Origin of the sequence: Nostoc cf. commune SO-36 (assembly GCF_023734775.1) — a bacterium.
GTDB lineage: Bacteria > Cyanobacteriota > Cyanobacteriia > Cyanobacteriales > Nostocaceae > Nostoc > Nostoc commune_A.
In genome coordinates this window covers 2,504,726-2,517,372 of record NZ_AP025732.1, presented here as the reverse complement: position 1 = coordinate 2,517,372, position 12,647 = coordinate 2,504,726, and the positions used below count along the sequence as shown (strand labels likewise).

The window sequence follows — 12,647 nt, the reverse complement described above, 5'->3', positions numbered from 1 at the left end:
ATAGTGAGTACTGTGGATTGTGTAGCTACAGTAATTTCTGTTGCCTACTAAATAATGAAAATCTCTCGTCTTGTAAGCAGCTAGCTATCCTATCTGTGCTAAATGCTTTTCTCCAAATTGACACCACACGATGCATACTGCCCTCATAAAGCCTTAGATTTATAGGCGGCTTTGGCATACTGCAATCGCACAAAAATGTTATCCAACGCTAGACTCTTGAAATTGTGGCAAGAGGTCGATGACGTTGTTAAAACTGGTAAAATAGTCTTGGAGTGTAATAGCTGCTTGACCAGTGATTTTAATCCATTTGGAATGGTAAATATTTTGAGTAATGGTATCCTACTAGAACAATGAAAACTGAGGAGTATCTAAGGGAACAGAAACGTTTTTTCAACCGAAAGCGTTTGATTATTTAGCCTAACCACAGCAACATTACTGTTGTGAATGACAACGTTCTGTATCTGGATCAATGTCATAGCCAATTTCAACGTCCGGGATAATATATTTTATGCTATTTTAACTAGGAAAGTTGACAACTTTGTTACACAAAAAATACCATGTTTAATCCAGCTTTATGCAAATATAAAAATTAATTAAACGATCAGAAGGTGATGAACAAGCAGTTATATTTAGTTATTTTTAATTTTAAAATTCCAATTAAATAACTACTTTTACCAACTGTTGTTAAGCACTGAATTAATAAAAATACTAACACACTTTATATAAACTAAATCATTTCTTTAAAGTTATTTTATAAATAAACCTCCACTATTACTGATGTGAATTTTGAATAAAATCCAGTATAAAAGTATAATTTGTGACTATAAAAATATGTGATAGATTTTGTTATCTACGGGTGAACCATAAATTTATGCTGGATTAAGTTAACAATGCAAATCTGTTGTCTAGTAAGCAACAATTCAATGAATACAAAGATTAATTTGAATAATCATAAGTATGTTTTTTCATAGAAGCATGATAATTAAGCCAAAGTTGTTGGTCATTTTTAAATATAAATCGAGTTGGAAACCAAAGCAGTTATTTATAAAGCAAATGTTAATTTTTAGAATGTTGCTTAATAAACATAATCATCATTGCATTAGTGGTTATAACCCTCAAATAAACAGGCAAAACCCATCGGACTGGGTTAAAAAAGGGGCTTAAAGCTAGGTAAATAGGTAACTTTCTGTCAAAAAGAGGAACAGGGGGAAAATCCCCATAAATAAATTCAGTTGCTCTGAAACCCTGATGGTATAGGAATCATGAATCCTCTCCCTGCCTCTTCTGTCACATTCGTGTATTTTTAGATGTGCATTGTCATAACCCACCAGAGGTATCGCTTCATGCCTTTAATTAGTAGGATCAAAACGAATAATAATGTCTAATAGTACACAACCTTGTTAACAATAATCTGTTAGTAATAACAAATCTACCTAATAATGAACCATCTCTTGGTATTCAATTAGCAGATGAAGGATTAGTTATAAGCAGATTTCATCATGTATATAATTTTAAGATGATGAACTATTTTAGTGAAAGAATCAGAATTTATGGAAAGAAAAATACTTGACAAATTACAATTTGATTGCCATACTTAATAACAAGTTTATCCGAATTTTGAGTTCATTTTAATTAGCGCTTAGTTGTTCTTGAGAGTTAAGTCTTCTGGTTAGCGCTATTGTATTTTACGCTACGGGATTAGATGTCAAAATAGGATATAACTTAGGAAGCTTTGAAGTAACACAAGCATTAATTTTCACGCCACAAGAGTGAGTTTGGGCGGCAAAAGCGTACAACAATTCATATAAAACCAATTTAGATGCATCCACTTTATTAAGGTATAAATCTTAGAGGAAAAGTCCTCTTGGGAATTTGCGGATGAGTCTATTTTAATCTACTAAATATAACCAGGCTATCGCGTAAAAAAGCAGAATTGGAATGGAAATATGGCAGTAAATAAAGAAAGTCGATTATTCACAAAACCCGTAAGGCGATCGCAAGTAATTTTAGCAGCTTCTCTGACTTTAGCGGCTGGATTAATCACTTTCTATAGTTTGGCCCCATTTTGGTCTAAACCGAAAGTTGTTACACCAGCAGCGAATCCTTCAAAAGCTGTCACTCCTGCAAAAGTTGCTGTCACCGCCTTGGGACGTTTGGAACCAGAAGGCGAAGTTACTACTTTGACTGCTCCCACTTCCAATAATGGGGTGCGAGTAGAAAGACTGTTGGTAAAAGAAGGAGATGCGGTTAAAGCAGGGCAAACACTGGCATATTTAGAAAATTATGGTCGTTCTAGAACAGCTTTGCAACAGGCTTTAGACCAACTGCAAGTTGCCAAAGCTAAACTAGCGCAGGTGAAATCTGGAGCTAGAACCGGAGATATCGAAGCTCAAAAAGCTGCGATCGCACGTTTAGAGCCACAATATAAAGGGGATGTTGCAACTCAAGAGGCGACAATTGCCCGCATCCAGGCGGAAGTAGACAACGCTCAAGCTGAGAACGACCGCTATCAGCAATTATACAAACAAGGTGCGATCGCGGCTTCTGTAGCAGATACCAAAGCTTTGCAACTTAAGACTACACAACAGCAACTAACAGAAGCTCAAGCCACCCTCAAGCGAACTCAAGACACATTCCAAGAACAACTCAAGCAAGCAGAAGCGCAACTCACTAGTATTAGCGAAGTGCGTAGTGTAGATGTTCAAGTAGCACAAACCGAAGTCAACAGTGCCACAACTTCTGTTCAACAAGCAAAAGCCGACTTGGATTTAAGTTATATAAAATCTCCCATCAATGGCAAAATTTTGAAAATTCACGCCAAAACGGGAGAAGTAATTAGCGCCAATAGAGGATTTGCTGAAATAGGTAAGACATCTCAAATGTATGTGATTGCAGAGGTGTATCAAACCGACGTTCAAAAAGTGCGTGTAGGACAAAAAGCCACAATTAACAGCACTGCATTTACTGGAACAATCAAAGGAACTGTAAAAGAGATTGGTTGGCAAGTTGACAAGCAAAACATCTTCAGCATCAACCCTGGTTCAGATACAGACCGCAGAATAATTGAAGTTAAAATTTCCATCGATAATCCCGCAGATAGTGAAAAAGTTGCTCGTTTAACCAACTTACAAGTGGATGTCGCCATTCAGATTTAGTCATAGGTCATTCATAAATGACAAATGACAAATGACAAATGACCAATGACAAATGAAAATAAATCCATGAATTTTAAAATTCCTTTAGGATGGCTACAGCTAGCGCAACAAAAAGTTCGTTTACTAGTAGCTGTAGCCGGAATTGGTTTTATTGTGCTGCTAATGTTTGTGCAACTTGGTTTCCAAGATGCTCTTTATTCCAGTGCAACTGCTGTGCATCAGAATCTCAAAGGAGATTTATTTTTAGTGAGTTCGCAATATAAATCTTTGACCTCAAATCAAAGTTTTTCACGGACTCGTTTGTACCAATCCCTGGGGTTTGATGGCGTAGAGTCAGTTAGCCCCATGTATTTGCAATTTGCCAAACTAAAAAATCCGGCTACTAGTGAGAAATATTCAATATATGTTATTGGTTTTGATCCAGGTAGACCGGTGATGAATCTCCCGGAAGTTGAGAAAAATTTAGATAAACTCAAAATTCCCGATGTCGTGCTTTTTGACCGAGGTTCTCGCCCAGAGTTTGGCCCAATAGCTGAAAAATTTAATGCGGGAGAGACTGCACAAACAATTGAAATATTTCCCTACAGTTCATTAATTGGCTATAGAGTAAGAATTGGTGGATTATTCACATTAGGGCCTTCCTTTGGGGTAGACGGAAATTTACTTGTTAGTGACTCAACTTTCTTGAGGATAAATCCTAATACTCGTCCAGCAGATATGATAGACGTAGGTTTGATTTCGCTCAAACCTGGTACTAATGCAGAAACAGTACTAAAAAATTTGCAAGCAAGTTTGCCTAATGATGTCCAAGTTTTTACCCGCCAAGGCTTCATTGATTTTGAGAAACAATACTGGGCTGTCAGAACACCCATTGGTTTTATTCTTAACTTGATGTTGACAATGGCTGCGGTAGTTGGGGTAGTTATTGTTTATCAAATTCTTTACAGCAATATTGCTACACAGTTCGTTGCTTACGCCACCTTAAAAGCCATAGGCTATGCCAATAGCTATTTGTTGAATGTGGTATTTCAGCAAGCTTTAATTTTAGCAGTTTTAGGTTATATCCCAGGATTTATTACTTCTGTTTTGTTATATAGCTTTGCAGCAGAAGCAACTAAATTGCCAATAGTTATGACCAATAACAACGCAATTATTGTCTTAACTTCAACAGTTTTAATGTGTATAACATCAGGAGCGCTTGCTATCAATAAACTCCGCTCCGCAGATCCAGGAGATATTTTCTAAGTTTAAATTGCTTGTTAAAAATAGGCAAGCTTTCGCCACAGAATACTAGTCTATCAACTTTAATTTGATAGATAAGCAAGTTCATAATAAGTAATTTAGTAATTACAAAATAATCACTAAATTACTTATTGCAAATTATCAAAACTAGCACTTTTGTTTTAATCCAATATTGGTACAACACTTAATATATGAACCTCAACAACAAAACTCTCCTAATTACCGGCATTAATGAATTTGTCGGTTTGCGTACAGCCGAGTTAGCAATAGCGCAAGGAATGAAGGTTCGTGGACTACAAAGTTCTACAGTCCAGAACAAACAATTACAGAATTTGGGTGTTGAAGTAATTATCGGTAGTATTACCGATTCTACTATTGCTCAAAAAGCTTGTCAGGAAGTAGATATCGTTTTACATACAGAACAAATTGCCGAAGAAGCTGGTGCAATTAAAAATTTTCGTGATATTAATGTTGGCGGTACTGTCAACATGGCTAAAGCTGCTAAACAAGCTGGTGTCAAAACATTTGTGCATCTATCCAGTGTGATGGTTTACGGTTTTAACTATCCTGATGGTGTTATAGAATCTGGGCCACTTTCGGGTGAAAATAATCCCTACTGCCAAACTAAAATAGAAGCCGAAACAGCAGTTTTAGAACTAAATAATCCCTCAGATTTTGGCATTATCGTGATTAGGGCTGGAGATGTTTACGGGCCAGGAAGTATTCCCTGGGTAGTCAGACCAATTCTGATGATGCGTCAAAAATTATTTGCCTGTGCTAACGATGCTAAAGGAGTGATCAATCATGTGTATATAGATAACTTGATTGATAGCATCTTTCTGGCGATAGAAAAAGAAACCTACGGTGAAATATTTAATATCACCGACGGACAAGAAACTTCGTGGAAAGAGTATTTTATGCGTTTAGCAGCAATGGAAGGTTTACAAGCGCCTCTTTCATTATCTAAAGATGAAATCAAGTTGTTTTTAAAGCTACGTGTTCAAGGGCAAAAACTTTTTCGGCAAAAAGTTGATATTTTACCAGAGTCCATAGATTTTATGACTCGTCCCTATGCTTGTTCCATTGTCAAAGCCCAAAATCTGTTAAATTATAAACCAAAAATTGACCTTGAATCAGGAATGCAGCGAACACATCAATGGCTGCAAAAAACAGATATTCAAAGCTTGATGAAATAGCCTAAAGATTTTTATAATTCAGGAGCCAAAATTCAGAATAATTATCAAATGAATAAGCTAGTTTCAGCTTGATTCATTTGAAATTATTCAGCTTGGTATCAAAGCATTCTGACTCCTAAATTCTGATTCCCGAATTCTGAATTCTGAATTCTGACTCCTAAGTTATTCGGTTGCATCTACCTAACAATTATCTGCAACTAAGCATAAAAGAATTCACAGATTTTCTGGATACTTGTTTTCTATGAGTAGCAATCAGCCACGATTGAGCATCGGATTACCTGTATACAATGGTGAAAAATTTATCAAAGAAGCCATAGATTCACTCTTGGCTCAGACTTTTGAAGATTTTGAGTTAATTATTTCAGATAATGCATCTACAGATAAAACTGAAGAAATCTGTAGAGCTTATGCCGAGCAAGACAAGCGTATTTGTTACTACCGCAATGACAAAAATATCGGTTGTGCTGGTAACTTTAATCGCGTTTTTAAATTGTCTTCGGGTGAGTACTTTAAATGGGCAGCTTGTGATGATCTACATTCTCCAGATTTTATCAAGAAGTGTGTTGAGGTGCTTGACCAAGATCCTACTATAATCTTGTGTCACTCCCAGGCATATTTCATTGATGAACAGGGGAATTTTCTCCAAAATTACGATATCAAACTCAAGACAGATGCACTAAAACCACACGAGCGTTTTCACGAATTACTGACCAAGCATTTATGTTATCAATGTTATGGGGTAATTCGGGCCAGTGCCCTGAGAATGATTCCGCCTATGGGTGGTTACGGTTATGCAGATGGAGTTCTGCTGTTAAGACTTGGTATTCTTGGTAGGTTTTATGAAATTCCTGAATACCTATTTTTTCCCAGAAGTCATCCGCAACAATCAATTAGTATGTTTTTTCCCAATTACTTGTTGTTAGCAAACAAAAATCAAAAATCATGCTTGAATATGCTGCCTGATTTTTATGGCTTTGCAGTGTGGTTTGATCCAGCAAAGAAAGGACAAATTTTATTGCCACATTGGAGAATAATCTGGGAGTATATACTCTCTATATGGCGTAGTCCCCTGAGTTTGCATGAGCGGCTGTGTTGTCATAGAAGTCTATATCAGCAGTTAAAAGGGACAGAATATCTTTTGCTGAAAGATTTGCTAATAGCGCTGCAAGTATTTTGGAAAGGTTTGCAACTACCATCAATTAAACAAGAGCAAGCCATACTTTGGAAGAATCAGTTCACAAATAAAAGCTAGTAAATGCAGCTTTTTATCAGACCCGAAATCACCTATTTTGACTACAAAACTATGCTGAAACTATCTCAACTATCTCATGTTTTGCTTGCTACTTTAATGAGCGTCAGCTTTGCTAAAACTGTGAATGCAGAGCCAACTGCAACACTAAGTGTTGTGGTAAACGGAATAGATCACCAAAAAGGCGAGATTTGTTTTCGAGTTTATGCTAGTGAACAAGGTTTTCCGATGAGTAATTCTAGTGGATCTCAAAGTGGCTGTACTAAGATTACTGGCACTTCTGTAAAAAAAGAATTCTCTGGTTTGAAGGCGGGAACTTATGCTGTTGCTGTAGTTGATGATCAAAATGGCGATCGCAAACTCAATAAAGACTTTTTCGGTATTCCCCAAGAAGGTTTTGGGATTTCCAAAAATCCAACTGTGTCCATACAAACAGGTACACCAAAGTTTCGTGATGCCAGTTTTGTTGTAAACAAAAATACAACAGTCAACATCATCATGAAATATTCGCTGGATTCGTAAAGGAGTGGGGAAGAAGCAGGGGGCAGGGGGAGAATAATTATTTTTCTCCTCTGCTCCGCGCTCCCTGCCCCTTGTCTTCTTTCCAATGCCCCATGCCCAATCCCTCATTCTGTCGGAGACTAAAAATTTAATGGAAGATTTGGCGATATTTCTGTCTAAGTCTTTGACGGGTTGGCTGGTTATTCAGGTGTGTTTCACGCTTGTCTTTATATGGTATCTGCGCTCATCTAAAAAATACTTGTTACCAGATGATCAGTTACCCAAAACCGCAGTGATTCTTTGTCTACGCGGTGCTGATCCGTTTTTGCCTAGATGTTTGCGATCGCTCCTAAATCAAAACTATCCACAGTATGATTTAAAGTTGATCGTTGATAGTCACGAAGATCCCGCTTGGAAAATTGCTAGTGAAACTATCACTGAGCAAGAAGCGACTAATGTTCAAATCAGCCCTTTGAGAATAGTACGTAACAATTGTAGTCTCAAATGCAGTTCTTTAATCCAAGCTGTCCGTGAGTTGGATGACTCATACAAAGTGGTTGCTTTAGTAGATGCTGATACGATAGTCCATGTAAATTGGCTACGAGAATTAGTCAGTCCTCTAGCCGATGCCAAAGTGGGAGCAACAACAGGTAATCGTTGGTATGTACCAACAGGTAGGTATTGGGGTTCTTTAGTGCGCTACGTCGGCAACGTATCCACTGTAGTGCAAATGTTTATCTTCCAAATTCCTTGGGGTGGAACTTTGGCTGTGAAAACAGAAGTACTTCGCCAAACAGAACTCCTAGATAAGTGGGGACAAGCTTTGGGCGAAGATTTTATGATGCACGACATCCTGAAAAAACATGGTTTTCAGATAAAGTTTGTGCCTTCGCTGTTAATAGTCAATCGTGAAGAGACTGATTTATTCAACTTAATAGATTATCTCAAGCGCCTCATTCTTTTTTCTCGACTGTATCATCCACGTTGGTTAGCTCTTGTTAGTGAAGCTGTTTCTAGCATTTTGTTTCCGACTCTACTGATCATTTTAGTTCTAGGATCGTTGTTAGAGGCAAAATGGGAAGCTGCGGCTATCTTGTTAGGCTGCTATAGTATCTATACTGCCGGATTACTGTTGATAATGCTTGTGTTGGAATTAGAGATACAGCGAGTGGTTCGCTCTAATGACCAGGCGATCGCCAAATTATCAGTTGCTACAATCATCAGAATGTTGATTGGGATTCCCTTGACACAATGGGTTTATGGGTTAGCGATGCTGTCATCGCTGTGGATTTCAACAGTCACTTGGCGCGGTGTCAGCTATCGCGTTCAAGGGCCTTGGAATATCCGGCTAGTCGAATATCGTCCTTATCAATGGTTAGATCAGCCTATTGATAGCAAGGTTTCTCTCTGAATTAAATCGCTAGATATGAACTAGGGTATGAAAGTTCTTACACTAAACATTCCCTAGTATTCAAATTATATTATCTTATATTTAGTAGAACTATATTAGCTATAACCCTTGTCAAAATACACGCTTTTGCTTGTTGATTGACAAAACGTATTTACATTAATGCCAAGGGTTTAGATAAGTATATTAAGGGGAATTTTGACTTAGTAATTTGGAAGTTTCGATAGTTTCTAAACTCCAGTTAGAAACATCTTCTTCACCATCGAAAATTTCTGCTAGCTGAAAATGCGTAAATCCTTAGTTTAACTGTATTGGGAATTTCTGAACCAAATAATCAGGATGTTCATCAAAGATTTGCTGCGTAAATCCTAAGTTAAAAACCAGCAATTTTGTGAAATATTCCCATTTATTATGACTAAGCAAAAACTTCGCATTGCACTATTTACAGGGTTGTATGCTCCTTTTTTGACCGGTGTTTCCGTTGCAGTTCACCAACGAGTTCGTTGGTTGCTAGAGCAGGGACATGAGGTTTTTCTAATCCATCCGCAAATCAACGATCGCTACCCCAAAAATGTCGGCGATCGCCCCATGCCAGGTTTAGAGGAAATTCAGTCTTTCCCCAATTTATCTACTTACGCATTCCCCACAGAACCACTGCTATTCTATAAGTCTCTTCCTCAACCGTTGAACTATCGGCATTGGAGCGATACCAAATTGCTGGAGAAGTTCCAACCCGATATTATCGTAGTTGAAGAAGCAGCACAAATGAGAGGTTTATACTCATTTTTCTTGCAAGGTTATGGTCGTCCTATCGGCACTCAATACGCAAAACGAACAGGCACGCCAATAATATCACTCTTCCATACAGATATCGTTGCGTATATCAAATATTACTTTGGAGACAGATTCTTCAATTTGGTTCGTCCGATCGTTCCCGTTTTAGTCAAGCAATTTAGTGAGTTTTATGACTTCAATTACTTCTCTTCTAAAGAACAACTCACGAAATACGAAGAACTAAAATGCCAACGTGCTGAATACGTCGCTTATCAAGGCATCGATTGCGAAAAATTCCACCCGCGAAACATTTGTTACAATCCAATTCCTGATGATAACCGACCAACTATTTTGTTTGTCGGACGCATCACACCCGAAAAGAATGTCAACCAATTGCTTGATATCTTTCCAGTCATAGCTGCCAAAATCCCTGATGTCCATCTGGTAATTGTTGGTAGTGGCCCGCTAGATGAAGAGATCCGCGAACGTGCTAAAAAGTTTGGATCGGGTGTTACTGTATGGGGTGAGTCTCATGGTACAGAACTTCTAGGTTGGTTTGCCAGAGCAGATATTTTTGTCAACCCCTCTGTCACCGAGAACTTCTGCACTACGAATAACGAGGCATTAGCCTCTGGAACCCCTCTGGTTGCTGTTTTTGCACCGTCAACCTCAGAACAGGTATTTCCTGGTCGTAACGGCTTCCTTGCCCAACCTAACAATCCTACAGACTTCGCTCAAAAGGTGATTGCAATTCTGGAAAATCCCGATTTGAAAGCAGATATGACTAGACACGCTCGCCCTTCTATACTCGAATTTGATTGGTCAGCATGTATGCAGAAATTTGAACACAAACTTTACCAAATCGTTGAAGGAAAACAGAAGGTGGAGGTAGGTACAGGCAGTATAAGACGCTAACGATAACAAACGCGATCGCTAGTACCATAAATACTAGCGATCGCTAATTAGTGACTTTGACTAAGGCTATTAGTTAAAGGGTACGTAGGCATAGCCCGTCGTAGCAATACTTGTCGGGTTTTGGGGAAAAGGGTAAGGGGTAAGAAAAAACCTTTAACCTTTTCCCCAAACCCAATGCCGAGTTAAAAATGCTTTACCCGAGCAGTATTGCCCGTCGTAGACATCGCATTAAAATGAAACTAGAGTTCAATAGCTGAAATAACAATGGAAGTTTTTCAACTTACGACAATTGTTGATGCGTCGGGGAATTTGCATCTTGATATCCCAACACAGCTAGCGCCTGGACAGGTGAATATTGTGGTTGTTTTGAATCCGGTTGCATCAGACAGAACACAAAAATCTGATTATGATTTTTCCGATGTTGCAGGGAAATTGGTTTGGGAGAGAGACGCATTAGCGATGCAAAAGGTGCTACGGGATGAGTGGTAGTCGCTACTTGTTGAATACAAATGCGATTGTAGCACTGCTACAAGGAAATTTACAGCTGCTGCAACTGTTACAAAATGCTGATTGGATCGGGATTTCGATTATTAGTAAAATTGAATTTCTAGCATTTTCTGGGTTGAGTCAGGGAAATCGTCAACTTTTTCAGCAGTTTATCCAACGAGTTGAAGTTGTTAGTTTAATGGCTGATGATACGGTGTTAATTGAGCAAATTATCCAACTTCGTCAGCAATATCGACTGAAACTACCCGACGCAATCATCACAGCGATGGCGCTCCAGGTAACTGCAAACCTAGTAACGGCGGATCGAGAATTTGCGAAAGTATCAACATTAGCAGTTCTTAATTGGTAGCGTAGACGCGTAGCGGTGAGGGAGTCGCACTCTTTTCCCAAAGGGAGACGCTAAAAGCGATGGCGGCTCCCGTCGTAGGCAGAACCACCAAATCGTTGAAGCATCACAGAAGGTGGAGGTAAGTATAGGCAGTATTAGACCATAGCGATAACAAACAAGACGATCGCTAGCACTGAAACTTTTTGTACCAACTAGTTTTAGGATTAGTAAAAGCCGTGAATTGATAAAACTTTGAATTTTTCTTTTCTCTACCAGGCTGCACCTTAGTTGCATCGACCTGCACCTTAATTGCATCGCCCTGCACCTTAGTTGCATTGGCTTGCACCTTAGTTGCATTGGCTTGCACCTTAATTGCATTGGCTTGCACCTTAGTTGCATCGACCTGCACCTTAATTGCATTGACCTGCAAAAATTAAACACCTTACTGGCGTAACAAGAGTAGTAGCCGTTGGCGTAGCTCACCGTAGGTATTGCTACTACTCTTGTTAAAATCAATTTTCTTAAAACTTTGCAATATAAAATATTCAAAAGTAACTAAGTTGATTCACCAATACTAAAGACATTCAACTCGTACTGCTGTAGTTGCAGCCTCAGTGCGGTTCGTTACTCCTAACTTACTTAGTACCTGACTGACATGATGCCTAATGGTAGAAGGACTCAGTTTCATCCGTTGAGCGATCGCATCATTACTCAATCCTAAAGCCAGCAGTGCTAAAACTTCTCCCTGGCGTTTGCTCAATTCATAGACAGTTTGGGATGAAGGTTTGCTTGGTTGCAGCAAAGCCTGAATTACCTCTGTTGCCAGCCAACATAGAGCGACCAATCGCAGCGGCTCGTATGGCATTTGCCAACTCATCAATCGAGATACCCTTGAGCAGGTAGCTAATGGCTCCGGCTTGTATTGCTTTCTGTACCAAGTCATTCGCTAGAAAACTCGTCAAAATTAAAACTTGAATTTCTGGGTATTTTTTGCGGATAGCTCTTGTTGCTTCTGCCCATTCATACCCACCATCATCAAATCCATCAGCACCACATCTGGCTGCAACTGTTCGCACAAATGTATTGCTTCATCTGCATTACGCGCTTCACCCACTAATTCAATGTCATCAAACGCCAGCAAGACAAATTTAATACCTCCCCGCAGAATTTCATGATCGTCAACAGTAATCACCCGAATTCGTTTCAATGATTTATCTTTTTCCATATATAAATCCGGGATATCAAAACTATTTTTAATACATTTACATTACACTATACTTCCATTTTCAGTATTTATACGTGAGATTCTTAACCTGACGAAAAAATCTTACGTTATATATAAGCTTGTCTTTTCTCAGTAAGTCGATTGAAA

At 38.6% G+C, this 12,647-nt stretch carries 11 protein-coding genes and 2 pseudogenes; 9 read left to right on the top strand and 4 right to left on the bottom strand.

Annotated elements, in window-relative coordinates:
- Nucleotides 1–198 precede the first annotated feature (198 nt).
- Nucleotides 199–476: pseudogene (locus ANSO36C_RS11005) on the bottom strand (hypothetical protein).
- A gap of 1,470 nt (nt 477–1,946) precedes the next feature.
- Between ANSO36C_RS11005 and ANSO36C_RS11000 the strand changes: the two are divergent.
- From ANSO36C_RS11000 to ANSO36C_RS10960, 9 genes are all read left to right on the top strand, one after another.
- On the top strand, nt 1,947–3,155 hold the full coding sequence (locus ANSO36C_RS11000; protein ID WP_251959566.1) for an ABC exporter membrane fusion protein: 1,209 nt from the start codon (nt 1,947–1,949) through the stop codon (nt 3,153–3,155).
- 66 nt (nt 3,156–3,221) lie between these two features.
- The gene (gene devC / locus ANSO36C_RS10995) at nt 3,222–4,400 is read left to right on the top strand and encodes an ABC transporter permease DevC (protein WP_251960303.1); all 1,179 of its coding nucleotides are present in this window, start codon (nt 3,222–3,224) and stop codon (nt 4,398–4,400) included.
- A 188-nt stretch (nt 4,401–4,588) separates the two neighbouring features.
- A complete protein-coding gene (locus ANSO36C_RS10990; protein ID WP_251959565.1) occupies nt 4,589–5,593 on the top strand; it encodes an NAD-dependent epimerase/dehydratase family protein in 1,005 nt (334 codons plus the stop codon).
- Between the two features lie 241 nt (nt 5,594–5,834).
- The gene (locus tag ANSO36C_RS10985) at nt 5,835–6,845 is read left to right on the top strand and encodes a glycosyltransferase family 2 protein (RefSeq protein ID WP_251959564.1); all 1,011 of its coding nucleotides are present in this window, start codon (nt 5,835–5,837) and stop codon (nt 6,843–6,845) included.
- Between the two features lie 51 nt (nt 6,846–6,896).
- On the top strand, nt 6,897–7,364 hold the full coding sequence (locus ANSO36C_RS10980) for a DUF2141 domain-containing protein (protein WP_251959563.1): 468 nt from the start codon (nt 6,897–6,899) through the stop codon (nt 7,362–7,364).
- A 130-nt stretch (nt 7,365–7,494) separates the two neighbouring features.
- Entirely contained in the window at nt 7,495–8,754 is a 1,260-nt protein-coding gene (locus ANSO36C_RS10975) for a glycosyltransferase family 2 protein (protein ID WP_251960302.1), read from the top strand.
- Nucleotides 8,755–9,162: 408 nt separating this feature from the next.
- Nucleotides 9,163–10,440, top strand: a complete 1,278-nt coding sequence (locus tag ANSO36C_RS10970) for a glycosyltransferase (RefSeq protein ID WP_251959562.1) — start codon at nt 9,163–9,165, stop codon at nt 10,438–10,440.
- Between the two features lie 264 nt (nt 10,441–10,704).
- On the top strand, nt 10,705–10,929 hold the full coding sequence (locus ANSO36C_RS10965) for a hypothetical protein (protein ID WP_251959561.1): 225 nt from the start codon (nt 10,705–10,707) through the stop codon (nt 10,927–10,929).
- Nucleotides 10,919–11,296, top strand: coding sequence for a PIN domain-containing protein (locus ANSO36C_RS10960; protein ID WP_251959560.1), 378 nt, complete (start codon nt 10,919–10,921; stop codon nt 11,294–11,296). The genes ANSO36C_RS10965 and ANSO36C_RS10960 overlap by 11 nt, the downstream gene beginning before the upstream one ends.
- A 166-nt stretch (nt 11,297–11,462) precedes the next feature.
- Here the strand turns inward: ANSO36C_RS10960 and ANSO36C_RS10955 are convergent, their stop codons facing one another.
- From ANSO36C_RS10955 to ANSO36C_RS34835, 3 genes and pseudogenes are all read right to left on the bottom strand, one after another.
- Nucleotides 11,463–11,705 (bottom strand): hypothetical protein, encoded by a 243-nt coding sequence (locus ANSO36C_RS10955; protein ID WP_251959559.1) that lies wholly within the window; start codon nt 11,703–11,705, stop codon nt 11,463–11,465.
- A 144-nt stretch (nt 11,706–11,849) separates the two neighbouring features.
- Nucleotides 11,850–12,140 carry a response regulator transcription factor gene (locus ANSO36C_RS10950; protein ID WP_251959558.1) on the bottom strand — a complete coding sequence of 97 codons (291 nt, stop codon included), beginning with the start codon at nt 12,138–12,140 and terminating at the stop codon, nt 11,850–11,852.
- Nucleotides 12,037–12,500 (bottom strand): annotated as a pseudogene (locus ANSO36C_RS34835) (response regulator). The gene ANSO36C_RS10950 and the pseudogene ANSO36C_RS34835 overlap by 104 nt, the downstream one beginning before the upstream one ends.
- Nucleotides 12,501–12,647: the final 147 nt, after the last annotated feature.